The sequence below is a fragment of the Mesorhizobium sp. WSM3626 genome (genome assembly GCF_000513935.1).
Taxonomy (GTDB): Bacteria; Pseudomonadota; Alphaproteobacteria; order Rhizobiales; family Rhizobiaceae; genus Mesorhizobium; species Mesorhizobium salmacidum.
Genome location: NZ_AZUY01000069.1, coordinates 1 through 24871 on the forward strand (window position 1 = coordinate 1; position 24871 = coordinate 24871).

Consider the following 24871-nt stretch of genomic DNA (forward strand, 5'->3'; position numbering starts at 1 on the left):
TCTATCTCGCAGCAGGCACGAAGCATGGCGTGCGCCTTCTCGACCTAGAGCCTAATGTGACGGGCCCGACGCTATGCGCGCCTACGATAGGGCGGCCTTCCACACGCTTGAATGCGTGCGTCATGCAGGTAGGCTCGGGTCGGTTAGCTCATTGATCCTCGGCTGCATTTGGCTGCATTTGAAGGGAAAGGCTCAGCCTCGCCAGTTTTTTGCCCTTCTCATCCCGGACCTGAATGAACAATTGCTGGCCGTCGAGATCCTTCAGGGATTCTCTGGCCAAGTCGATCAGGCCTTCCATGGCCTCACGACGTGCTGCCACGATCCCATCNCATTCGATGCCTACCTCATCTTTGATGACCGCATTGCTGTCGCCGGTGTCAAAGAAATATCTCGCCATCGAGCCCGCCCTTACAACGTTCTCGCGTTCTTTTGGTGCAGGTAGGTGGTGTCGAAATCTCCTGCTCGAATGAGCCCGGCCCAATCAACGGCGTGAAATCGCGAGCCCTCGGTGACAATCAACCCGTTGCGTCGAAGTTCCTGAAGCGTGCGGTTTACGTGCACGGTGGATAAGCCTACCGCATCGGCAAGTTCCGCCTGCGTGATCGGAAGCTCCGCTACATGGTCGCTGATGAGCCCAATGGAGCGAAGCCGGACGATGAGTTCGCACAGGATGTGCGCCGTCCGAGCATAGGCGTCGCGCCTTCCCACGTTGGTGACCCACTCTCGATAGATCGCTGCGTCGATCAGAGTCGAGCGCCAAAACACCGTCGCTACGGAAGGATGTTGGTCGCAAATGGCCCGCAAGGCATCGTGCCGCATGAGGCCCACGCGGACGCGCGTGAGAGGTGAGAACGTGCAATCCAAAACCGAGAGATGCAATCCATGGAGATCGGGAATGTCTCCCGGAACAAAGAACGAAGTGACCTGCCGCTTGCCCTCGCCTGTAAGCTTGGTGGACCCCACCAGACCGTCCAAGACCACAAACGAATGGGTGGGACGATCACCCTCGCGCACAATGTCCTGATCGGCCTGATAGTCCCGTGTCTGGAATTGGATGCTCTCCAAAACGGCGATGTCTGACTGCGTGAGATCAGAGATGTTCTGGAGCTTGCGGATCAAAATGTTCGGGGAAGGGACATGTGCCAAATTCAGTGACCGGATTGAGTTAGATGCCGAACTTGCATGGGGCACTAATGTTCCCGGCGCTTTTCGGCGGTCGCGCCTGCTAAAAAAGCGCGAGCGGCTTGCAAAGCCAGTGGCCGCACATCACCGTCAAGCTAGCCTATGGCATTACCCTTCAGGCTATTCCTTCCGTCGGACGTTCGCCAAGCCATCTGTCCCAGAGATTTAACCGGAAAGAGGCACTTCGGGCCAATTGCTATTCGTGTGCGAATCGCCTCTTCTTGTCCGAGGACCAATCGCGACGCAGTTTGCTGAATCCATGGTCCCCATCCTTGAAGGCGACCGGCGTCTATCCCGCCCCCCGCCAACCGGCGTCGGTCGCCCCACTCTTCGCGGGCAGGTCCAACTGTGGCTAAGTTGCAAACTCGCTGCTCCTCGTCACGAGCAGAAGTGACGGAGTCCTAGTTGCCATTAACGCAGGTAAATGCGTCGAATGGCGACACGTTGGAAAGTAATGGTGGTGCCTCCGCCTCGACTGTTTGGCTGGACGTCGGACCCCAGAGAGAAGCGATGAGACACAATCGCCCGGTGATCTCAGCCTTTGACTTCGAGGAGAACTCTCCCGGTAGGAAAAGATGGTCACGACGTTGCGAGCTTGCTTGTTCCATTCGGACTCGGGGATGTCGCGCTCGGCGGACTATTGCCTTGAAAGTGTTTTGGGTATGACCTCACAAATATCCCTTTCGGACGAATCGCGTGTGCAGGTACCGGACCTTTTTCGGAAATAGCGCCGATCACCCGGCCGAAAAGGATCGGCTCAAGGATCGCGATGGCTGCAAGCGCGACGTTGGCCGCACAGATCAGCGCGACGCGCTTCTTGTCGGCAGCCAGATATCCCAGCGCTCTCCAATAGATCTGCAGAAGTGACACTTTAACATTGTGACGACCGCCAAAATGACCTCACCGCCGTCGGTAGAAGCGTTGCTGTGTCGCTGTAGGCCTGCAGCGAGAACCGGCAACTGCCCTAAACCGGTATCCGCCTCTCTATTCGGTTATTCGGTGCCCGCGAGCCAGCGCACCACATTCCCCATCAGCCGGCCGTAGAGCGACCACCCGAGAAAGTCCTGCGACAGCCAATGCGGCCCGATGTCGGTCGCCCAGGCAACCGTGCGCCCGCGGCCATGATTGCGAACAGCAAGGAGCGGCCAGTCCGTGCTGCGATAATGACAGGTCGCGAGCAGCCGGGATGAACCGTCGCCTTTGAAATCCAGCTTGTTCATGCCAAGGATCGGCGGCAACGGCTTCTCGATCCCTGCAAAGATCGGATGGGAGGACTCCAAGATGGAGGCCTGCAAGCCTTGGGGCACCTCCATGCCATCCGAAAACGGCAAACAGCGCACGGGCAACACGTCTTCGACCGGGGTGTCGTGGAACCGCGCTGTCCCGAACATGCCCTGAAAGCCCATATAGCCGCCGGCCAACATCAGCCCGCCGCCGCTTTCGACGTAGGCTTTCAGCATCTCGAGGCGGTTTACGCCGACACGCCCTGCGCGGGCTTCCGCCGTCACCAGCAAGGTCAGCGCGCCGACATCCGAGATCACCACTGCCTGATACTGAGAAAGCGCATCGAGGTCGAAGGGGAATTCGGCGGCGCAGCGGTCACCGCCGATCTGGGTCATCGCGATGCCCTCAGCGGCAAGCGCGGCTTCGAAGGCGGTTGCACCATTTATCGAGGTCGCACTGGTCAGCACATCGCCGCCAACGGCGACCGAAGTCGTCGCTGCGAACGTTTCCCCTGCAAGTAGCACTTTCATAGTTAACCCACCTTGTACCCATAGATCGAGTTGCGAGGGCGCCGCCGAAATCGGCGCCCCCCGGGTGGTTCGATGCCCGCCGTATCAGAACTTGAACTCGGCCAAATTTTCGGGGGTCACGATTTTCGCTGGTCCAAGGATCAATTCTCCGCCGGTCCCAATCGTATATTCGCCTAGCCGGCCTGCCTTGAACTTCTCACCCTCCTTGCCGGTGATCTTACACTGCGCAAGCGCCTGGGCAGTCTGATAGGTAAGATAGCCAAGGTCGGTGACATTCCACCAAATATCCTGCGCGGCGCCGTCCTTGATGTATTTCGAGATCAAAGTGGCAGGGGCCAGACCCGTCAGCTTGACCTTGCCGATCATGCCCGCCTCCTCGAGTGCACGAGCGGCCGCAGGAAGGCCAATGCCTGCTGGAACGATGATCACCTTGAGATTGGGAAATGCCTGCACCAGCGCAAGTGCCTGTTGCTGGTTGATCTGCTCGCTTTCTTCCCCATAAGCAACCTGCACCAGCTTCATCTTGGAGAATTTCGACTCGGCCGTCATTTTTGCCTTCATGAAGTCGATCCAGGCATTTTGGTTGGTCGCCGTGGGTGTCGATGACAAGATCGCGAATTCGCCTTCACCGCCGCTAAGATTGAATGCGCTTTCCAGCATCATTTCGGCCAGACTGTCGCCCTTCACCTGATTCACGAATACAGCGCGGGCGTCGGCCGCCACATCGGAGTCATACGAAATCACGCGGACGCCTTGCTGAACGGCGCGCTTCAGCGCAGGTGCGACGGCATTGGCGTCGTTGCCAGCAATGGCGATGACGCCCACCTTCTGTGACACGAGGCTGTTGATAAATTCGATCTGCGCCTCGGCTGTCGCCTGAGACGGGGCGACCTGAGTGGCTGTGCCGCCGATCTCCTTTGCAGCCTCTTGGGCGCCTCCAAAAGCCACCTTGAAGTAAGGGTCCGTGTCGAGCTTGGGCAGGAAGCCGACCTTTACAGGTTCCTTGGCGCACTCTTGGCTGAAGGCCAGCGACGCCGGTGCGAGCAGAACCGCGGATACCAGCAGGGCTAATCTAAACGCTTTCATTGTGACTCCTCCATCTAAATTCGGGCTTGAAGAAAGGGGCCCGAGATCACCCCTTGGTTTCGCGCAAGACGCGCGATCTTGAGAGCCGCTCCTGTGCGGAGCGCCAGTAGTTGCCGACCAGCAGCGAGCCGATCAGGAGCAGGCCAATGATCATCCCCTGCGCGTCGCCGCCGATCTGGTTGAGCGCCAGCACGTTGCGGATAATGGCGATTAGGACCAGCGCCAGCATGACCCCGGTCAGGCGGCCCTTCCCGCCAAAGACGCTGACGCCGCCAAGCAGCACAATCGTGATAACGTCAAGCTCCATGCCCAGCGCATTGTTGGCACGGGCATTGGAGAGGCGGGCGGTATAGACGATCCCGGCAATGGCGGCGATGATGCCTGAAACCACGAAAAGCTTCAAAACCATCCGGCGCGTGTTGATGCCGGAATAGCGCGCCACTTCCGGGCTGCCGCCAAGTGCGTAGATGCGCTTGCCGGTCGGCGTCTTCTGCAGGATGACGGCAAACACCGGCGCCAGCACCAGGAATGGCACGATCGTCCACGGTATCTGCGTGCCCGGCAGGTTGTTGATGCCGAAATCGACGACCGCAGGCGGGAGGATGTTGACCGAACCGGTGCCGAGCAGGATGTAGCCAATACCGCGATAGAGCGCCATTGTGCCGAGCGTCACCACCAGGGACTGCAATCCCAAGCCCGAGACCAGACAGCCGTTGAAGGCGCCGAACAGGCCGCCGGCGACGAGCGTCAGCGGGATTGCCGCCAGCGTCGGCACGCCGGCCTGGACGAGCAGGCCGAAGATCACGGACGTCAGCGCCAAAACGGAGGCGATCGACAGGTCGATCTCGCGGGTGATGATGAGCAGCGTCATCGGCAGGATGAGCAGCGCCTTTTCCGAAGCGCTCGCAGCCAGTTGCGAGAGATTGAAGCCAGAAACGAAGTTCGGCACGAAGAACGCCGCATAGAAGAATATGGCCAGACAAGAGATCGCCAGCAGCAGATCCCAGAAGTCGATCGAGCGCAGGAATTTTTTCATCTTCCCCTCGCCTGCCTGGCTTGATCCGCGCGCCGCACGATAAAGGTGTCGATGCCGATGGCGGTCAGGATTACCAGGCCGTAGACGCCCTGCAGCCACAGCGGATCGACGCGGACCAGCGTCAGACCGTTCTTAATGACCAGTAGCGTGAGCGCCCCGAGGACGATGCCGAGCAGCGTGCCGGAGCCGCCACGGATGGCGACGCCGCCGACCACCGCAGAAGCGATAACGGTGAGTTCGAAACCGAGCGCAACGCGGGCGTCGATGGTGGCATAACGAGATGCCCACAGGGCGCCGCATAGGCCGCCGAGCAGACCGGCTATGCCGAAGGCCAGCAGGATGCGCCTGTCCACGGGAATACCGATGAGACGTGCGCCGTCCGGGTTGGAGCCGGTAGCGAACAGCTCGCGCCCGATCGCCGTGCGATAGAGCAGCACGTAGCCGGCGCACAGGACGACAATGGCGATGACGACGATCAGCGGCACGCCGACAATCTTCAGACCGGTCATGTCGAGCCAGGCCTGCGTGACCTCGTCGGCGCTGATCTGGTCGCCCGCCGCCCAGATCGAGTTGAAGCCGCGAAAGATCGACATCGAGGCCAGAGTGACGACGATGGCCGGGATTTTTCCCTTAGTGACGACAAGGCCGTTGATCAGGCCAGCGACACTGCCGACCGCGCATGCAGTTGCCAAGCCGATCCCGATGTCGAGTGCCGGATAAGCCTGAACCATGCTGGCCGCCATGTAGGCTGAAAGGCCGATTACCGCTGCGATCGAAATGTCGATATTGCGGGTGATCAACACCAGCATCTGAGCGAGTGCCGCAACAACCAGCAAGGCAGCATCCATCGACACGGCGGTCAGGTTTGCCGCGCTCACCATTCGCGGGTTGACAATGGTGACAGGAATGGCGACCGCCAGCATCGCGGCGAGCAAGCCGAACTCACGGCGCTTCAGGAAATCGAGTGGTCCTTTGGCCTCCTCCTCGCTAAAGGCGCGCTCCGAGTGCAGTGCCTGGTCGGCACGTTCATCGGTCTTGGTCGCCGCTTCCAAGACTTTTTCCTGGGTCGCTTCGCCGCGGGCGAACTCGGCCGTCTGGTGGCCTTCGCGCAGGACGACAATACGGTCGCACATGCCTATCAACTCGGGCATTTCGGAGGAGATCAGAAGGATCGCCATACCCTGCGCGGCAAGATCGGCGATCACGGCGTGGACCTCCGCCTTGGTACCGACGTCGATGCCTTGCGTTGGTTCGTCGAGGATGAGGACGCGCGGGTCGGTGCGCAGCCATTTGGCCAGCACCACTTTCTGCTGATTGCCGCCGGACAGTTCCTTGACCGGCTGTCCGTAGCCGGAAAAGCGCAGCTTCATGCGCTTCAGCCAGTCCGCAACCAGATCAATCGCGCGATCGGTGCCGTAGAGGCCTACCGAGGCGGCCTTGTCGAGTATCGGCAGCACGGCATTATCGAGAATGGAAAAATCCATCACCAGGCTCTGGCCCATGCGGTCTTCAGAGACATAGGCGACGCGCGCATCCATGGCGTCACGCGCCGATGCGAAGCGCACAGCCTCGCCGTCGATCAGGATTTCGCCGGCATCAGGCTGGTCGATGCCGAACAGCACGCGCGCGATCTCGGTCCGCCCGCTGCCGACCAGGCCGCCAAGCCCGAGCACCTCTCCAGCATGGAGCTTGAGATCGATGCTGGCAAAGCCGCCGGCGCGCGACAGCCCCCTCGCCTCCAGCACCAGCGCGCCAGTGGAGTGGCGCCGTTCGGGATAGAGGTCGGTCAGTTCGCGGCCGACCATCATGCTGATGGCGGCGGCACGGCCAAGCTCGCCCTTCGGCTTAACGCCGACAAGGCGTCCGTCGCGCAGCACTGCGATGCGGTCGGCGATGCGGAAGATCTCGTCCATGCGGTGACCGACGAACATCATCGCCACGCCATGCAGCCTGAGATCGGCAACGACGGTGAACAGCCGTTCGACCTCGCGCTGCGACAGCGCCGCCGTGGGCTCGTCCATGATGAGCACACGCGCGTCGAGCGACAGCGCGCGGGCGATTTCCACCAATTGCTGTTCGGAGGTGCGCAGCGCGCCCAACCGCGTTGCCGCCCGCACGTTGAGGCCGACCGTTGCTAACACCTTGCGAGCGCCATGAAGCATTGCGGCGTTGTCGATGCCGCCGAAGCGGTCGCGCGGCATGTGACCGAGATAGATATTTTCCGCGACCGAGAGGTCCGGGAACAGGCCAGGATGCTGGTGCATGACGGCAATGCCGGCCGCCTGGGCGTCGTGCGGCGAATGCAAGACAACAGGCGTGCCATCGACCTCGACATGGCCACTGCTTGGCGAATGCACGCCAGCCAGAAGCTTCACACAGGTGCTCTTGCCGGCACCGTTTTCGCCAAGCAGCGCCAGCACCTCGCCCGAGCGTAGTTCGAAGGTCGCATCCCTGAGAGCAATCGTCCCGCCGAAGGCCTTGGTTGCATGGACCAGGGCGACCGGAACGGTCACATCCCTGCGTCCCGCGGCATCGGCTTCGCCATATGCGCCAAGCTGCAACGCCCTTCCTCCCTGATCCAGCTTATTTTTTCAATTTGCTATATTAAATAGGTCGAAGCCGCAACGAGAAAATTGACTTCCACAGCTCCGGCGCGCACTGTCGCATCGCGCAAAGGCGCCGGGCCGGGGCGCTTCGCACGATGCGGCTGTGGCCGTGCGGAGCTCGGCAAAAACATATGGGAGCGCCAATTTTGTCCGGAAAAGGCAGCAATTCCGTCAAGGTTCGGCACTATAACGAACGTTTCGTGCTCGACGCCATCCGCCGCCTGAAGGAGGCGTCCAAGTCCGACTTGGCGCGTGCGGCAAATCTGACGCCGGCCGCAGTCGCCACCATTGTCGACGGCTTGGAGTCGTCTGGATTCGTAAAGCAAGTGGGCAAAAGGTTCGGGCAACGCGGATCTCCATCGACTCTCTACAGGCTTACGCCGGAGCGGATCTACAGCGTCGGCATCAAGATCGGTCGGCGTGCGTTGGAAGCCGTGCTGGTCGACTTCGCCGGTGAGGTTCGCGCTCGCGAGTCACACGAATACCGCTATCCCGATCCCGATCTCGTCCTCAGGGCCGGAAATAAGTCGCTCGCCAATTTCGACAAGGTGGTCGCCGGGCTTGGCGAGGCCAGCATTGTCGGCCTAGGCATCGCTTCGCCCTATTTCCTCGGCGGCTGGAGTGAAGAACTCGGCTTTCCGGAGGACCTCGGCAACCGCTGGGAAGCAATTGAGCTTTCGACATTCTTCGCCACAAGGCCGAAAACCCCGGTGTTCGTCGAAAACGACGCGTCATCGGCGGCGCTGGCCGAACTCATCCAAGGGGCCGGCGCGCGGTTCCGCGACTTCATGCATATCTCCATCGACACTTTCGTCGGTGGCGGGTTGGTGCAAGGCGGCAAGGTCCACACCGGCCCGCATGGCAACAGCGCTGCGCTCGGCCCGCTTCCAGTCTCGCCTTCAAGCCTCGATTCCGTGGCAGCAAAGCCGGCGCGCTACCAGAGCTTGCTGCATCGCGCCTCGATCTACGTGCTGGTCAATCATCTCAAGTCTCGCGGCATCGAGATCAATCGTGTGCGGGAGCTGGACCCGTTGCCGTCTCGAGCACGCGAGCCCTTGTTCGAATGGGTCGACGATTGTGCGAATGCACTGGTTGAAGCCATTATCGCCATCACCTCCGTCATCGATATCGAGGCCATCGTTCTCGACAGCATCTTGCCGCGGCCCATCCACATCGAACTGCTGGCAAGGGTGCAGACCCAGTTCAACCGGACCAGCGCCATCGGCATTGTTGCGCCGGAAATCGTATCGGGACAATTCGGCCCGGAGGCCTCGCCTATCGGCGCGGCCATGTTGCCATTTTCGGCACTGCTAGCTCCCGACAGCGGCGTGCTGATGATCGGCAAGGACAAAACAATGTTGCTTGGTAGCCTTTCTAGGCTTGCTGGCCAAGCGAACTAGGCAAAGGCTCTGTCGAGACGCGTTGGGCGATCGAGCCTCTCTGACGCGGCGTTTCGGCCGGGATCGGAAACAGTTCGTCCAGGATCCGATAAGGCGCTAGGTTGCTATGGACGTGCCAGAGAGATCGTTGACGGAAGCGGATGCCGATTTTTTCAGTCAAGCACAGCACTGTCTATCGCTATAAACAGTTGGTGAGTTTTGGCGACCACCGCCTGATGTTCAGGCCGCGTGACAGCTTCGACCAACGGCTTCTGGACCACGCTCTATTCGTGAAACCCGAGCCCAAGGAGGTTCGATGGATCCATGACGTTTTTGGAAACTGCGTTGCCGTGATCGAATTCAAGGGTTCGGCCAATGAACTTCATTTCGTGACAGACATTCGGCTCAATCACACGCCCCAGCATGCGCCTGATTTCCGGATTGATGAGGCCGCGTTGAATTATCCATTCTCTTACGATCCTGACGAGGTTGCCGACCTCGCGCGAACGATGGAGCGCCATCATGCCGATGACGGCGACGAGGTTGGCAAATGGGCCAGACAGTTCGTCAGTGCCACAGGTAATACCGAGACCGGAAAATTGTTGATGACGCTCTGCTACGCCATCCACGAGAGCTTCGTGTATTCCCGTCGGTTCGAAACCGGAACGCAATCCCCGCTCATGACTCTGCATCTGCGCAAAGGCACGTGCCGGGACTTTGCGCTTTTCATGATGGAAGCGGTCCGCTCGCTCGGCTTTGCCGCTCGCTTCGTGACCGGTTATGTTTATGTGCCGAGTCGCGATTGTGATGCTGTCCGCGGCGGAGGCTCAACACATGCCTGGTGCCAAGTCTACCTGCCTGGGGCCGGTTGGATCGAGTTCGATCCAACAAATGGCATTGTCGGCAACCGGGATTTGATCAGGGTCGCTGTGGCTCGCCATCCCCAGCAAGCCATCCCTCTTTCCGGAAGCTACTCCGGAAGCGCGTCGAGTTTTCTGGGCATTACCGTAGAGGTGAAGGTGGCAAAGGAAACCGGCGGCAACAAAATTAGTTCAGCCTGAAGTTCTGCGGAACTGTTTGAGGAACACGGAGTTTGCCCGGATCCTGAATGGAGCATCGGTGCGGATCCGCGCAGGTTTCAACCTTACCTACGAATGTCCGCAGCCAATACCAATGCTGCTGGTCCTTGAGATCCACCCATCGCGCCGCGTCGACTTGTTAACAGAACAGGTTATAGGCTTTGATCGCCCGCTTGAAGCCCGCGGCTACATTGACGCTTTCGGTAACGCCTGCACGAGAATAGAAGCGCCTGCGGGGCGGACGATAATATCGACGAACTTCGAAATTTACGACACCGGCAAGTCCGATGTCATCGTGCCAGACGCCGTTCAGCACGACATCAAGGAACTACCGGACGACGTGCTCAGGTTTCTGCTCGGCAGCCGCTATTGCGATACTGACCGGCTTGGCGATTTCGCCTGGGCTAACTTTGGCGATACCACGCCCGGATGGGGGCGGGTGCAGGCGATCTGCAATTTCGTGCACGATCATATCGCTTTCAGTTACCAAGCCGCGGACCCAATGCGGACCGCCTATGGGGCTCTCACCGATCGAACCGGGGTCTGTCGCGATTTTGCGCATCTGGCAATCTCGCTGTGCCGCTGCATGAATATCCCTGCGCGCTATTGCACCGGATATCTGGGCGACATTGGCGTGCCTCCGGCGCAGGATCCGATGGATTTCAGCGCATGGTTTCAGGCATATCTAAGCGGTCATTGGTTCGTATTTGACGCTCGGCATAATCGCCCTCGCATAGGCCGGATCCTGATGGCGACGGGTTGCGACGCCACTGATGTTGCAATCTCAACCAGTTTCGGCGCATCCAGACTTGCTGGATTCGAAGTTGTCACGGAAGAAGTCCAAGCGGTCAACTGCAAGTCGTTATGGGAAGTGAGGTGCATCACCATCGACCAGTAGCCGCTCGTGCGTCGAGAAGGAATGCCAGACCACTTGGCGCGCGTCCCGTTCATCCACCATCTGGCCGCACTGCGGGCAGCGGTAGAAATACTCACTTTCGTGGTCGGCAATTTTGCCGTTGAGATGAGGTTCAAATGGGCCGAGATCGGATAGCTTAATCATTGTAATCATTATAACATTAAATTTAGCTAAAATGTTCCGGAACGAAATTGGACGCTGCATCTTGAACAGCAAATACCGCAGCGGCGAGTCGACCGCCTGGCTAAAGACGATGCCATCGACGAGTTCGACCTGCTTGGCGTTGAGCGCCAGGCCGGCAAGCCCGCCTTCGCGCTGATGGCGGACCGTGAGACCGGGCGCTATGTCGGTTCGGCCTTTATCAAGCCCGGCCGTGGGATTCGCGAGCGGCTTTGGCAACGCGTGCAGGAACACCCCGGGCCGGCACCGAAGGGCATGAATCGGCCGGCGACGCAATGGTCAAGCCGGGCATCGTCGGCCGCGTCAGGCACCTACGGGGCGAGGAGGATCTTCGCCATGTGTCGCTGCAGGATTTTAGGGAAAGGCATTGAGGCCAGTGGGACGCGCGCCGCCAAGCGTGGTCCCGCACCAGCGGGACACTAGCTTCTTTGAATTGAACCTTGTCGAGCCTTTCCTGGTGCAGGCTTTTTTTGCGGACTGCTGCGCCAGTGCCGATCTGCTACAATCCCTTATGGCCGTCCGAATAGTGGTTGTCTTGGCGCTTCTTTTCGCGTTCGCGTACGGATTCGCAAAACTCGTGGAACGTTATGGCAGCGTTGGCGATCGGCCCTCTCGATGTGGTCAATTGTCGACCCTTGGTTGCCCGGACCCGAATACGCCACCTCTCGCGCCTCAACCAAACGAATAGAACCTGACGAGCATTGGTGAGCGGAACTTGAGGGTAACGCCGAGCTGACCATGAGTTCGCACACAATGTGCGCCGTCCGAGCATAGGCGTCGCGCCTTCCAACGTTGGTGACCCACTCTCGATATCTCGCTGCGTCCATCAGAGTAGAGCGCCAAAACACCGTCGCTAGCGCCGTTGATGCGCGCCGTCACTAAGACGATCCCCTCGAGAGGTTCCGCGCCCTGTCTACTTGCCATTGATCCGATCAACCCGCCAGCAATGCTGGCGGAAACGATCCCAGCCAGTGCTGTGGGTGAGAACCCTGCACCCTGAGGAGCAATCCCAAAGCCAGAAAATGCGCTCAGGCAGAATAACCCGCCAAAGAACGCGGTGAGAATCGCGGCTGGACCGATCCCCAAGCCCGCCAACTCGTCGGGAGAGCCGCATTGCCTCAAACCGAAAACGAAAACCGCGCCTCGGCTACGATACTACCCGTGGTTTGTTAGCTCGTGCGGACCTTTGAGGTCGCTGCGATTTGCTGACGGCAGCTCCCACTTCTGATCCAGGTTCGCTGCTCCGGTCCTCGCCGGATCAGGCTGCCTTCCTAGTGGCTGCCCTGAACGGATGATCCATGGTGAAGGCGTCGGGCCGAATGGACCGCTCAACCTGAGCCCATGTCACTGGATGCGCGATTGGAAACCCGGGGCGTGCTCGTGGGGAGAACGCACCTACGGCCGTGTTGCCTCTCCCGTTGCGAAGATAGTCGATGAAAATGCGTCCCGTTCGTGCTGCCGGTGCAGCGGACAAAAGGTAACGGTCGGGCTGAACGTGGATAAGACTTCGGGCAAGCGACTTGGCTAGTTGCCGGGCGCTGTCGTGGGTCATCTTTGGTTCAATAGGCGCCATCAAATGGATGCCCTTGCCGCCGGTGGCCTTAGGCCAACTCTTCAGACCTGCAGCCTCCATGATGTCGCGAAGCGCCAGGGCCGCTTCGATCACCTGCTTCCATTCGACGCCCTCGCCTGGGTCGAGGTCGAGAACCACGCGATCGGCGCGATCGATGTCATCAATGGTGGCGTTCCAAGGATGAAGCTCCACCGCATCCATTTCGACCAGCCCGAGCAGACCAGCAAGATCGTCGACCCACACGCGCACTCCTTCGCCTCCTTCGCGCTTCTGGACGCGTAACTGATGCACGGCCCTCGGAATGTCGGGCAAGGGGCCCTTGTGATAGAAAGTCGCCCCATGGGCATGCCGGACCAGTTTCAACGGTCTGTGGCTGAGATGAACCAGAGCTTGGTCGGCAACATGCTCCCAGTAGCCCCTAAGCTCACCCTTGGAAGGCGACACCGCGTCTGGGAGCAGCTGCAGGATGTTCTCACGAGGCACACCGCGTTCGTCGGCCTCGTGCCGCCGCTTAGATGGGGCGGGCGGCTTTGCGGGGATCGTGACGAGGTCTTCACGAAGGCCCTTGAATACCGCTTCCCGCAAGATGCCGCGGTCGGTCACGCCGCTGAACTGCACCTCGGCCAGAACGTCCGGCCTAACCCATGTGGCCTTGGGCTTGTCGATCGGCTCCGACAATGGCGACTTGTCGATAATCAGCGGGTCGAGCCGCTCGCGGACCTGCCGCGCGGTGATCAAGCTGTAGCCACTCTGAGCCTTCCCGGCATAAACCAGCCGGTCGCCTTCACGCCTGCCGATGTAGAGCGAGGCGATGCGACGCGGGTGAGCGCCAAGCTTCTCGACAAAAGCCACGATGGGAAAGGTGTCGCTCTTGATGCATTTGATCTTGACCCAGCTTGTCTGGACGCCGGAGCGATAGGGGGAATCGGCGCGCTTGGAGACGATGCCCTCCAACCCCATCTTGCAGGCGTGGGCGAACATGTCCTTCCCGCTTACGTCCAGATGCTCGGCATAGGTCAGGGTCGGAGCTGTATCTTTGAGCAGCTTCTCCAATGCAGCCTTGCGTTCCGAAAGCGGCTGCTGCCGGAAATCGCGCCCGTTGAGATGAAGCAGGTCGAACGCGTAGAACATGAGCCTCGACGAGTTCGGACTGCCTAGCTCCCGTTCCAAGGCTTGATAGTCCGGCAGCCCGGTATCGCCTAAGACCACAGCCTCACCATCGATGATCGCGGATTTCACCGGCAGGCTCGCCGCCGTCTGAACAATTCTCTTGTACCGATGCGACCAGTCGTAGCCTCGCCGGGTGAAGGCTCGCGCTGTTCCACCTTCGAGGATAAGTTGAGTCCGGTAGCCGTCGTACTTGATCTCGTGAAGCCAGTTGCCGCCATCAGGAGCTTTCTCCACCAGCGTCGGCGATTGAAACTCGATGAACGACAGCCGGTCTTCGGTCTTGCTCATGTGCTCGCGACTCCCGGAACCGGGAGTCAAACCGTGCGACGGCAATCAGTTCCGAGAACTTTAGCAAAAATGCATATACCGGGCTTGCGGCGCCAGTCTGAAGGAGGAGAACCGCGCCACGCGACCGACGTCGGGCAGCTCCGCGCGTGCCCCTGGTCGTCGCGTACACGGGTGTATCATTCTAATACAATCCTCAATTGGTGGACTTGTGCGTTACACCGGCAGCTAATTCGTGCGTCAGGCCAAAAGGGAGAGAGGCCGCGAAGTGGGAGAAAGCGATGTCCTTGCAAAAAGAAGACTATCGAACGAACAGGGCTGACTATACGATTGCGGCGAAGCGCGGCGGTGCGTTTGCTGATGGTGGCGACTACGTCGAGTTACCGGCACGAAGAAAGAAGGCGCTTTGGCTTCGGCGAACCGCCAGATTGGCCGCAAACCCCACGGAAAGTTCGTTGGGATCCAGACCTAGACTGCGCGGATAGCGCCAGCTCTCAGTACACTTGGCGGGCTTTCTGGATAAGCATTACGATCAGTCACGAATCCAGAACAATCGCCAAGTGCCGTGCTGCCGCACATTCCACAATCAGTTCTTCGAGGCCAGCATCAGTCAATTTGGTCCTCGTTTTATTGCGAACGATCCTGATAGCCTCGTGAACGGAGATGCGCGCGCCGTTGCCTCGATCATCAAGGTAGCGGCCGATCTCAATCACCGCGCCGGCGTCAACGTCCTTGGGCAAGTCGCGCATAGCCTTTCCCCCAACCGGGAAGCTAGACATGCTTGATGCAAAACGCAAAATCCCGCCGCGACCGCAGGGTGCCGATCAAAGGCTGAAATATGAGCGATGGCGATTTAGAGCGGCTGGCAGCCTGGGCTGCGCGTCGCTCGCCCGAAAAGTCGCATACCATCGCCTCGATTCTTACTTCGGTGTTGGAACAGATCAACTGCCGCTTTGGGGTCAGCGACGAGGCGGCTGACCGGGAGGGTGATCGGTTTTGGCTAACTTGCTCCATGAATTTTGATGCGCTCAGGGGCTGCTGCGAAAAATCGTCCTCCACGAGGTGCCCGTTTCCTAGAATTGTCCCGGATGCGGTCAGCCGGTCGATCGGCGGATTTGCGTCAAGTCTTCTGGCATAAAGTGCCTGGCCGTGAGCCTCTGCAGCCGAAGCGGCCTGCGACAATCCTCGAATTTCGGTCGACGAGTACAGGGAAGCCACACTGAGCTGGGCCACACTATTCCCTTGGTATCAAACCGACATTTGAATCCTTTACGGGCTGCATTAGCTTATAAGACTAGAGTCTTAGCTATTGGGAGGTAGCTATGATCGTAAGCCATATAGACATGGCGCAGGCGATGATCGACGCCAGCTTCCTGTCTCAGCACCGCTCTATGGCCGACATTACCTCACTTCGCGGTGACATAGCCCAAACCCGGCGCGCAATCGCGGCATCACGCGAGCTTCTAAAGCGGCTTCGCCACCGCAAAATAGGGGAGGCACTCAGAGACGCTGAGCACCACCGGGTATCCGCGTGGGAGGCAGACATTGTAAGGTCTTTCACGATTTGGTCGTCGAAACGAAGAGGCCAAGGTCTCAATGGCGCGCCGTCGCTCAGTACCTGGTTCACGAGTTTACCGGGTCCGAGCGTGTCGAGCCTGCGTTGGTGGATTGGATCATCAGGAAGTAAGGCGCTAACCACCGCGCGGTGCAGCTTCGGGTCGAAGGAACAAAGGGTACGCCTTTTTGTTCGACTCCCATGGTGCTTTATTATTTCGATCTAACCGATAACGGAACCGCCTACCCGGACACCGAAGGCACCGACCTTCCGAACCTGGTATCCGCTGAAGATGAGGCAGCAAGGGCGCTGCTAGAAATAGCAAAGGACAAAATGCCGGACGGCACCTTCCGAGAGGTCGCCTTGCATGTGCATGAGGGTACCAGCAAACCGCTCTTTGTGGTAAAAGTCACGTTCGAACTAGTACGCAACGGGTCTGATGGTGATGGAGCCGTGGGAACCTGACGCCTTACGCAATGTCAGCGCTCGTATGTACCAGCGATGGGCGGCGGCACAGATTGACGATCTTCGCTTGAACGTTGAAGACACTCGCCGCGTTATCGAAGAGCCCCGCAAGCTGCTGGATCGGCTAGCAGCCAAGCCAAGCGCAATGAACCCTTAGGGCTCGGAAAAGCCCCAGCGCTTTGGTCCGGAGCGGAGATTCGGGCGGGAGCTATCTCAGTGACCGGTCGGCGGCTTCGTGACCGTAACCACGCCCGCTATCGCCAACAGCCCGGCTCAATCCCCTATTTGTGACCTCTCCTCGCCGGCCTTGAATCAGTCCCTGCCCCTTGAGCACCTGGAATGCCAGCGTCACACCGGGCGCCTCATCCCAAGCATTATCGAAAGGAAGTCGTGCGTGATCGCCAGCCTCTTGCCGATGACGCGGTCCGCTCACATCAGGAGCCACCTTGCCAGTCTTTCCTGCCGCCAGATTGGCCAACCAGCGTTGTGACTGCCGACGGGCGTCATTCGAACGGATGAACCAGGTACCTGCCAGACAGTGGCGTCTAAGCCCTACTCCTGCTAGGCAGGCGAACAGGCCGCCGCACGGTTTAGCCTGGGTCCATGGTGTGCTATAATTCGCCTCATGGGACAGAAGGCAAAGCAGAAGGCGAACAACCAGGGGGCGGAACGCCCAGTGGATCGCGAGCGGGCGCGAGAAGCCGAGTACTAGGCCCGCAAGGTCGGCATTACCAGGGACGAAGCTCTTAGAATCATCCACGAAGCCCAGGTTCCGAAGCTTGCCATAGTCCACTAGGGCGGCGCGAAGGCAAAATAGGCATCGCAGTCGGCCTTGTTCCGTTGTGCCCTGCCCTTCTTAGGAACAAGCGCGACAGTGTCGAGGCCGAGTCGCATCCCCAGACAGCCACGCTAATCCCTGGGGCTCTACTTGACCGTGTGACCCTCGTCCTATCTTGTCAGCGCGCGGCGGACCTCCGAGCCGCCATGGCCGGCGCGGTAGACTCAGGCACTGCGTCGGCCGCCTCCACGTGCACCTAGCGTGACTTCGTCGGGTCGGCATTCGCAGGCTTGACGGAACGCTGTCCCAGCCGATCGGCCCTCAGACGAGCTGTCTTGGCTTCACGGGCTTTGCGCTCCGCATCGATGACGACGCGAGATTCGCGGTCAGCCCGTTCGTGCCTTAGCTTGTCAACCTTGCGCGGCATATCGGTCCCCTAAAATGGTCGCCCGCGCCCCTCGGCAGAAGCGCGGGCAGTTGAGGCCCGGACCTCAACCGGCGGCGAGCCCTGGAGAGCCACTGCCACCAATCTACCAACCAGCGACAGTCGTTCAGGTTCCAGGGCCGCCGCCTTTGCCGATCGCACAGGGCCCGCCTCACGGGCGAGGGAAGCGGGCCCGGCCAGGTCTCGGGGACCTGACCGGCAGCACGGGAGCCGCCGCTCTTCGAACCTGCCGACGAATAATCAAGTTCCCATATGCACATAAAAAGCCCGCCGGCCATAGCCAGCGGGCAGTCACATGGGAGGACCGCCGGGAGTAAAGCGGGCCGGCTCCCGAACATTGGTCTCTGACACATGTTCCAGCAGCCCAACAAAGAGCCCATCGGGTTGGAACCCGAGGCACGTCTGGAGTGCTTGGACCAACCAGCATAGGTCAATCGACGGCGGGAGTTGGGTGGCTACCGCGACAAGCTTCGGGACGTTGCCGCAGCTAAGCTCGAAAAGGGCACTGCTGAGGTTAAGAGGATCGCAGCCGAAGGCTATCAGGCAGTCACCGAAGCTGCGCGGCAGGCGTCGCGCGAAGGCACGCTGACCGACAACGTCCGCGACGTCGTCAGGTCCGCGGCCGAAAGCACGGAAAATGCGGTCCGCCAACGGCTCGCCAACTATAAGCAGTCTCGGGAAGAAGGTGCTGGCCAGAAGCCTCGCGCCGGCAAGCCAAAAAGCCTAGGCGGCCTTGAGCGATTAGACATAGACCCGGAAAAAACCCGTGTCGCGATGGAGCTTGGGACCGAACTCCGCGCGGGACTTTCTCACAGGTGTGGAACGCTTCCCTTTGTCGCAAGTTTGCCCCTTCGGGACATCAGGCATGAACTTTGTCCGGGAAAGTTGATACCTTCCGTCGAGGAAATCCATGCTTGAGGCGTGGCGCATTGCGAAGGCCAGCGTGGCGGGCTTCATTGCCGACGGCGCTCTCAGTCACGGTGCAGCCATGGCGTTCTTTGCGGTCACGTCACTTGGACCTGTTTTGCTGCTGGTCGTGGCCGTGGCGGGCCTGGTGTTTGGACACGACGCCGCACGCGCTGCAATAGCCGGTCAGCTTTCTGGATTGATGGGACCCCAAAGCGCCGAGGTGCTACAAAGCGCGCTGCAAAGCGCCTCAAATCCGAAGTCGGGAATGATCGCGACCTTAGTTGGCCTGTGCACGTTGCTTCTTACGGCATCCGGTGTATTTGGCGAAATGCAATCGGCATTGAACATAATTTGGAAGGCCAAACCCGAAGGAAGCTCGATTGCTCGGCTGATCCGGGCGCGGACGGCCAGCTTGGGATTGGTCATTGCACTCGGCTTTTTATTGCTCGTCTCGCTGGCGGCGAGCGCAGCAATTAGCGCCCTCAGTAGCTGGATCAACCAGCTGCTGCCCTTCGGATCAGTCATCGTTGAAGGGCTGAACATCCTGTTCTCCTTTTTCCTTATCGCCCTGCTATTCGCAGCGATCTACAAAGTCCTACCGGATAGGGCGTTGCAGTGGCGCGATGTATGGTTCGGGGCATTTGTCACCTCTGCACTGTTCACCATCGGCAAGAGCTTAATCGGCCTTTACATTGGCAGCAGTGCCGTGGCGTCTTCGTTCGGTGCGGCCAGTGCGCTGATCGTTGTGCTGCTGTGGATCTACTACGCGTCATTGATATTTCTTCTCGGAGCCGAGTTCACTCATGCGTATTCCCTGGAACACGGCAGCCAACGGGGAGGCGGACTGTCCTCGCACAACAGTAGTCCTCGTCGAGGGCAGTGAAGCTAGCTCCACGCGGCGCCTTTTCTTCAGCACTAATCCCCTGTTCAAGGCGATATCCGGGATTGTGAGATGCGATACCCAGCGCTGCGGGACTGCGTCAGCGTGGCCTGATGATCTCGCGCCGTGAGCAAAGCCCAATGCTCGAGGTGGCGGGCTGCTGCGCGTGTCACCAATGAATTGATCCGGACGCGGCCGACTCCGTCGGGAACGCCGGAGACGCAGCGGGGCTCTGTCAGGCGGGAGCTCCGCACAACATCTTGAGCATTGTCAGCCTAATTCGCGCCAGTTTCCGCGCGGGAGCATCGAAACGCGGGTGGCAAGACTCAACGACAAAGTCCACCGTCATTAGATCAAGCAGAAATTGGTCGATCGTGTCGGTTGCACCGTCTGACCTTTCCTCTAGCTGTCTTAGCAGTTCGCGCGCCTGCTCCACCGCTGCCGTGTTGGGCACGTCTATCAAAGCCTCAAGACGCTCGAAGATGTCCAATTCATCCTCACATGCAACCGCAATGAAATGGGTGCGGCCCCTAATGTCCAGCGAAAGCGCAATGGTAGTACGAGGCGGGGTCGCTGGGTAGCCCCGCGGCTAGTCTAAGCGCCGCCAGTAGGATCCGGCAGACCGCAGGACGCGCTTTACCTCATGTCTGAACAGGCGGGCGTTCATGGCGATTGTGGACGGCTTTGTGGACCGCGTCGCCGATCGAAAAACCGAACGTATGGGCGCCCTCCTTGTCATCCACATTTCAGCTGGTCAATGACAGGTTCGGGCATGACGACGGTGATGAGGCCCTGAAGCTCATCGCAAATCATCAAAGGCGGCGTGTATTCGCGGCGGTAGCCGAGGCGCTCCGGTGTCGCCCTTCGAAGCAACCAGCGCCTCCTCCATCTGCGCCTCGAGCACCTCCTGCATCACCGCACGGACGCGCAGACCCTCAGGGATCGAAAGCAGAACGTCGACCGTCTTAACGGAGGCAGGGACGCTCAAGGGCAACAACGGTTCTCCGGGCGCGCATTGCAAACCGATCGGTGCCACAACCTGGCCAGCCTGGTATAAACTTGCGCGTTCCTGTCCTGCGTCCACGCGTGGATCGGTGGGCCCAAATTCCGCCGCGCCTCAGCTCTGTTGCTCGAGTTGTTGGAATCCTGTTCTGATGGCGTCGACCAGAGTGGATATCGAGTAGGGCTTTTGCACCCAGCCAAGTGGCCTTGCCGCTTCGGCGCGAAGCTTCACCTCCTGGTCGCCATGCGCGGTTGTGAATATGCATCGTATGCCGTGGTCGCGATAAAGTTCCAGCGCGGCATCAATTCCGTCCCGCTTTCCAAGCAAGCGGATATCCATGAGGACGAGCGTCGGCCTGGTCGAGAGCGCGAGGCTCACAGCTTGTTCGGCGCTAACCGCCGTTCCGGCCAGCGAGAACCCCGCCGCGGTCAGTCCGGCTTCCGCGTCGAGCGCAATCAGGTAATCGTCTTCGACGATCAGTATCGTCCGACCGGCCGTAGGCGTTGCCTCACCGCCGCCCATCTCCTCTCGCGACCAGGCCAGTTGGGGTTTGAATGCGCGGTCGAACTCCCCGGCTTGGCTTGGCTCAGTCATCGCGGGTTCCAGTCGCACGGCCGATCTCCAGCGGTGCTTGAGAAAAAGTCACCACGCATCGACATGGGTCTCGATGAACTTCGAAGGTTCCGCCGATCTGCCGCGCGAGGCCCTCTACAAGCCGCAGTCCCGAGGCCGTCGCGCGCACCGAGTTCAGGTCGAAGCCGGAGCCTTCGTCTCTAACCACCAGCGAATTACCCTCCGCCTTCTTGGTGATGCTGACTTGGACGGTCCCTCCGGCGCTGCCGTTGAGGCCATACTTGACCGCATTGGTCAAAAGCTCGTTGACGATGAGGGCCAGCGGCATGGCCACGTCGTTCGGCAATTTGATGCTGTCAGCTTCACAAACCAGCCGTACATTCGGTGGAAACATTTGCTTGGCAGTCTCGCAAACGGCCCCGAGGAACGGCTGCACACTGAAATTGCTGGCGTCGGCGGTATCGTAAAGGACGCGCTGTGCGGCCGCCATCGCGGCAACCCGTTTGCTTGCCTCGTCTAGTACGTCACGGGCTTCCAGGCTTCGGCTCGTCCTCGCCGCCACGGAAAGCAAGGACTTCAGCATCATCATGTTGTTCTTGACGCGATGGTTGAGTTCGTCGAGCAAGATTCGCTGTTGGGTCTCGGCCTGCTTTCGCTCGCTGACATCGACCAGCATGTTGATACCACCAATGACGTTCCCATCCGCGTCCCGCATCGGTGTCGGATAAGGGATGAAAGGGATCCTGATTCCGTCCGGCCGCTCGGCAATGGCTTCATATCCGCGGACCGGCTTACCTTCCCTCAAGGAGATCGCCATCGGGCATTCATCGTGAGGAAGCGGCGTGCCGTCGGGCCAGAAGAGCTTCCAGGTCACGCACCATTCGTCACTGCCAATTACCGGAGTCCGCCCGGCAAGTGCAACCGCGGCTTCGTTGAAATAAGTGATCTTGCCATCGCGATCGGTGGTGTAGATCGCGGCAGGAATAGCGGCGAGCAGATCCTGAAGGTGACGTTGGCTGTCGCGCACCTTTGCTTCGGACATTTTTTGACCGGTTATATCCCGGGCGATCTTGGAAGCACCCACCACCCGACCCGTCGCGTCGCGAACCGGCGATATTGTCAGCGAAATATCCACCAGTGTTCCGTCCTTGCGGCGGCGAACCGTTTCGAAATGGTCGACGAGTTCACCCTTGCGGATTCGACCCAAGATCAGAGGTTCCTCATCCAACCGGTCGTCCGGGATGACAATGGTGATTGGCTTTCCGATCACTTCCGCGGCCGAATAGCCGAATAGGCGTTCGGCGCCCCGGTTCCAGGTCGAGATGATGCCGTTCAGGTCCTTGCTGACAACCGCATCATGCGACGACTCCACGATTGCCGCCAAACGCTGAGCGGCATTCTGCGCCTTAAGGCGCTCGATCCCGAAGCCAAGCTGGCGAGCGATGGTCCTGGCGACTTCGACCTGGTCTGCGGAGCAATCCCATGGCTGGTCGAAATAGGCCATGAACTTGCCAAGCAGTCGGCCTCCCTCCGTTATCGGAACGAAGCAAACCGCGCCAATGCCCTCGGCTCGGATTGTCCGCTTCAGTTCTTCCGGAAGCTCGGCTTTTTCCATATCGCCCAGGCAAATCGGCTGAGGATCGGCGCAGTCGGCCGGCCAGGGCGAGTGGCCTTCCACTGCTGCGCGATATGCGTCCGAAAGGCCGCGCCAGGCCACAAACTTCATGATCCCGTCGTTCAACAGCAGGATCGAAGCGCGCTGACAACCCAGCGCACGCTGGATGGCGTCGAGCGCAGGCTCATGGACGTCAGCCGGTGTGCGGGCATGCTGCAGCCTTTCGGTAAACCTATGCAGCGCAGCCTGCTCCTCCGCCCTTCGGGCGAGTGTGGCTTCTATCGCCTTGCGCTCGCTGATGTCATGCTGCACCCGTACCGCATAGCGAAACTGCCCCTCGGCGTCCAAGACGCTGGAGGAAGTAACGAGGGCCCAGACAAGAGACCTGTCCTTGCGAACGAACCGCTTCTCCAGAGTGTAGCTTTTTATCTCACCTGCAACCTGTCGCCGGTACTGCTCGCGGTCGGATTCCACATCAGCCGGGAAGGTCCGGTCGAAAATCGACCGTCCAACCAGTTCCTTCGGCGCGTAGCCTAAAAGATCGCACAAATGGGCATTCACCCTAAGCAGCCGGCCTCCGGCGTCGGCCTCGGCAATACCCGTCCCTGCGCTTTGGTAGGTGACAGCAAGCCTGTTTTCCTGTTCGCGTAACAGCTCTTCCGCTTTGATCTTATCCGTGACATCGATCGTAACGCAGCGCGTGTTGAGGAACCGCCCGCCAACCGCACGCACGTTGGATGTGATTTCCACCCAACGCATGGAGCCATCCTTGGCGCGCAACCTCGCGCGGTAGTGTTGGAGGTCCTCGCGCCGGGAGAGCCGGTTCAAAATGTCTTCGATCGCGGCGGGATCAGCGTGAAAGTCCCGAATGCTACGCCCGACATATTCGCCAGCTGTGTAGCCGAGCATGTCCAGCTCGGCGCGGTTGGCGCGCAGAATAGTTCCGTCATTGGCCACCAGGTGGAGAGGGACTGCCGCGTTCTCGAAGAAATCTTCCAGTTCGCTCCTTACGACAGCATCCGAATCCCCTTCGCGGCTGTTGTCATCAGCACGAAAGCCCTTCGCAAAGGCTCCGGGGCCCAAAACCCTTTGTTCCATGCAGACTCCGAGTCCCCTTCAACCTCGCTCAATGCGCCAGCCGGAAAGAGGTTCCAGACCGACACCCGATCCTTCCAATCATTTTAGAAGCACCCAATGGTCCATTCCGGCTGCTCTTTCACCCAACCGGGTGACCTGAAAATTGGTCGAGCTCACCGGCTCCGTCGACAGATTGCGCCAGCTCGCCGCGATGTTGGCGTTGCCACTGGCGTCGGCGGTGACGCTTTGTGTGCCATAGCCTTCGAGCTGGCGCGATCCGTAGAAGCGGGCCGAGCCGTCCGCATCGGTGACCGTGCCGGGGGCTAGTACTTTAGGGGACCTGTGCCGACAGTTTTGAGAAGATTCGGAAGTCCCCTACCCTAATTCGGTAGCTTACGACCCCGACCTGCCTGTGGTAGCTTGATGATCTGCCTAAGCGTTCGCCTGGCGTGTTAGCGCGGGGCGCTCGGGTTTACGCCGACTAACGCCGCAGCATCTCACCTGCGTGGTCGACGCCATGGAGGATTCGCTATGGATCACGGGCGGAGATCCGACTCGGCTTCCGCGCCCCTCGGCGACTGTCCTGACCGAGTATACACGATCGCTGCCTTGTTCCATGACGACCGTCAACAGCAGGACGACCGCAAACAGTCGAGAGCCGCTCCGCTGCGCCTCATTCCGTTTTGCCTCATGATGTTGCTTGGATGTGCAGCAATCGGCCTCGCTCCGCCAGCAACGAAACCTCCTGTCGCTCCAACCCAAATCGCGCCGCCGGAGGGCGTACCGTCGGCATCTGCTGCGGCGGAACAAGCCCTGGGGTGGGAGCGGTCTTGGGTCGACGCGTCGAGGCGTGGTCTGACCGCCGCTCGAATGGAAAGCGAGGCAACTCGCGCCGAAGCGCTTGCCTCGCAAGTCCGGGCTAAGGGGGAGGATGACCAGGCTGAACGCGAACGCGCCGCCAATGAACAGCGCTTCCTCGCGCTGCACAAGGATATCGATCCACTCAAGACCGGCAGTGCGCATGAGGAAAATCTGCCCCGCGAATCGGCGGCGGCTCGCCAGGAACTGGCTGCCACGCGGCGCGCTACAGAAAACGCAAGCGCGCCGTCGCGCGCGGTCGCCGACCCGACGAACCAGCCGCAACCTCCCCTTGAAGCGCAGCGGCAAAAAGCCGAGGGGCTTGCGCGCGACGTGGCGCAGGCGCGCCTGAATGCCGAGGCCGTTGCGGCACGCGATACCGCGGAAAGGTCTCTGGCCGAGGCCAGGCAGACGATTGAAGGGGAGCGGCGGAAAATCGGGCTCCTGGAGCGTGATATCGCCGGGGC

At 60.0% G+C, this 24871-nt stretch carries 20 protein-coding genes and 2 pseudogenes; 7 read left to right on the forward strand and 15 right to left on the reverse strand.

Features of this window, described 5'->3' with window-relative positions:
* Positions 1-148: 148 nt before the first annotated feature.
* From M653_RS0129440 to M653_RS1000000135140, 7 genes are all read right to left on the reverse strand, one after another.
* Positions 149-397, reverse strand: coding sequence for a hypothetical protein (locus tag M653_RS0129440; RefSeq protein ID WP_027146537.1), 249 nt, complete (start codon positions 395-397; stop codon positions 149-151).
* An 11-nt stretch (positions 398-408) separates the two neighbouring features.
* Positions 409-1119 carry a Crp/Fnr family transcriptional regulator gene (locus tag M653_RS0129445; protein ID WP_245262395.1) on the reverse strand — a complete coding sequence of 237 codons (711 nt, stop codon included), beginning with the start codon at positions 1117-1119 and terminating at the stop codon, positions 409-411.
* 642 nt (positions 1120-1761) lie between these two features.
* The gene (locus tag M653_RS1000000136320) at positions 1762-2052 is read right to left on the reverse strand and encodes a hypothetical protein (RefSeq protein ID WP_084637018.1); all 291 of its coding nucleotides are present in this window, start codon (positions 2050-2052) and stop codon (positions 1762-1764) included.
* A gap of 122 nt (positions 2053-2174) precedes the next feature.
* A complete protein-coding gene (locus tag M653_RS0129455; protein WP_027146539.1) occupies positions 2175-2936 on the reverse strand; it encodes a glutamine amidotransferase in 762 nt (253 codons plus the stop codon).
* Positions 2937-3020: 84 nt separating this feature from the next.
* Positions 3021-4022 carry a rhamnose ABC transporter substrate-binding protein gene (locus tag M653_RS0129460; RefSeq protein WP_027146540.1) on the reverse strand — a complete coding sequence of 334 codons (1002 nt, stop codon included), beginning with the start codon at positions 4020-4022 and terminating at the stop codon, positions 3021-3023.
* Between the two features lie 46 nt (positions 4023-4068).
* Positions 4069-5058 (reverse strand): ABC transporter permease, encoded by a 990-nt coding sequence (locus M653_RS0129465; protein ID WP_027146541.1) that lies wholly within the window; start codon positions 5056-5058, stop codon positions 4069-4071.
* A complete protein-coding gene (locus tag M653_RS1000000135140) occupies positions 5055-7619 on the reverse strand; it encodes an ATP-binding cassette domain-containing protein (RefSeq protein WP_084637020.1) in 2565 nt (854 codons plus the stop codon). Before M653_RS1000000135140 ends, M653_RS0129465 begins: the two co-directional genes overlap by 4 nt.
* Before the next feature lie 191 nt (positions 7620-7810).
* Between M653_RS1000000135140 and M653_RS0129475 the strand changes: the two genes are divergently transcribed.
* From M653_RS0129475 to M653_RS01000000133910, 3 genes are all read left to right on the forward strand, one after another.
* Positions 7811-9064, forward strand: a complete 1254-nt coding sequence (locus M653_RS0129475; protein WP_027146542.1) for an ROK family transcriptional regulator — start codon at positions 7811-7813, stop codon at positions 9062-9064.
* Between the two features lie 140 nt (positions 9065-9204).
* Positions 9205-10104 carry a transglutaminase family protein gene (locus tag M653_RS0129480; RefSeq protein WP_027146543.1) on the forward strand — a complete coding sequence of 300 codons (900 nt, stop codon included), beginning with the start codon at positions 9205-9207 and terminating at the stop codon, positions 10102-10104.
* 58 nt (positions 10105-10162) lie between these two features.
* The gene (locus M653_RS01000000133910; protein WP_051442869.1) at positions 10163-11020 is read left to right on the forward strand and encodes a transglutaminase family protein; all 858 of its coding nucleotides are present in this window, start codon (positions 10163-10165) and stop codon (positions 11018-11020) included.
* Here M653_RS01000000133910 and M653_RS1000000137945 read toward each other — a convergent pair.
* The 5 genes and pseudogenes from M653_RS1000000137945 to M653_RS1000000137105 all read right to left on the reverse strand — a co-directional run bounded on the left by M653_RS1000000137945 (position 10985) and on the right by M653_RS1000000137105 (position 15479).
* Complete coding sequence (locus tag M653_RS1000000137945) at positions 10985-11452, reverse strand: hypothetical protein (RefSeq protein ID WP_245262396.1); 468 nt, start codon at positions 11450-11452, stop codon at positions 10985-10987. The genes M653_RS01000000133910 and M653_RS1000000137945 overlap by 36 nt on opposite strands.
* Positions 11453-11955: 503 nt before the next feature.
* A pseudogene (locus M653_RS1000000137950) lies at positions 11956-12075 on the reverse strand (Crp/Fnr family transcriptional regulator); the annotation flags it as partial.
* Between the two features lie 401 nt (positions 12076-12476).
* On the reverse strand, positions 12477-14249 hold the full coding sequence (gene ligD, locus M653_RS0129495; protein ID WP_027146545.1) for a DNA ligase D: 1773 nt from the start codon (positions 14247-14249) through the stop codon (positions 12477-12479).
* A gap of 533 nt (positions 14250-14782) precedes the next feature.
* Positions 14783-14995 carry a hypothetical protein gene (locus M653_RS0129500; protein ID WP_156938312.1) on the reverse strand — a complete coding sequence of 71 codons (213 nt, stop codon included), beginning with the start codon at positions 14993-14995 and terminating at the stop codon, positions 14783-14785.
* Between the two features lie 22 nt (positions 14996-15017).
* A complete protein-coding gene (locus tag M653_RS1000000137105) occupies positions 15018-15479 on the reverse strand; it encodes a hypothetical protein (RefSeq protein ID WP_156938313.1) in 462 nt (153 codons plus the stop codon).
* 523 nt (positions 15480-16002) lie between these two features.
* Between M653_RS1000000137105 and M653_RS1000000137110 the strand changes: the two genes are divergently transcribed.
* The 3 genes from M653_RS1000000137110 (at position 16003) to M653_RS01000000133925 (ending at position 19281) form a co-directional block, all read left to right on the forward strand.
* Positions 16003-16266, forward strand: coding sequence for a hypothetical protein (locus M653_RS1000000137110; protein WP_032936433.1), 264 nt, complete (start codon positions 16003-16005; stop codon positions 16264-16266).
* Positions 16267-17936: 1670 nt separating this feature from the next.
* Entirely contained in the window at positions 17937-18407 is a 471-nt protein-coding gene (locus M653_RS0129520) for a hypothetical protein (RefSeq protein WP_027146547.1), read from the forward strand.
* Positions 18400-19281 carry a YihY/virulence factor BrkB family protein gene (locus M653_RS01000000133925; RefSeq protein ID WP_032936435.1) on the forward strand — a complete coding sequence of 294 codons (882 nt, stop codon included), beginning with the start codon at positions 18400-18402 and terminating at the stop codon, positions 19279-19281. Before M653_RS0129520 ends, M653_RS01000000133925 begins: the two co-directional genes overlap by 8 nt.
* Positions 19282-19513: 232 nt before the next feature.
* On the opposite strand, the gene M653_RS0129530 is transcribed toward M653_RS01000000133925, so the two are convergent.
* The 3 genes from M653_RS0129530 to M653_RS1000000135145 form a co-directional block, all read right to left on the reverse strand.
* The gene (locus tag M653_RS0129530) at positions 19514-19768 is read right to left on the reverse strand and encodes a hypothetical protein (protein ID WP_245262397.1); all 255 of its coding nucleotides are present in this window, start codon (positions 19766-19768) and stop codon (positions 19514-19516) included.
* A 627-nt stretch (positions 19769-20395) separates the two neighbouring features.
* A complete protein-coding gene (locus M653_RS01000000133930; protein WP_032936436.1) occupies positions 20396-20875 on the reverse strand; it encodes a response regulator in 480 nt (159 codons plus the stop codon).
* Positions 20868-23567 carry a PAS domain S-box protein gene (locus tag M653_RS1000000135145; RefSeq protein WP_051442867.1) on the reverse strand — a complete coding sequence of 900 codons (2700 nt, stop codon included), beginning with the start codon at positions 23565-23567 and terminating at the stop codon, positions 20868-20870. The genes M653_RS01000000133930 and M653_RS1000000135145 overlap by 8 nt, the downstream gene beginning before the upstream one ends.
* An 849-nt stretch (positions 23568-24416) precedes the next feature.
* Here M653_RS1000000135145 and M653_RS1000000137510 point away from each other — a divergent pair.
* A pseudogene (locus M653_RS1000000137510) lies at positions 24417-24871 on the forward strand (hypothetical protein); the annotation flags it as partial.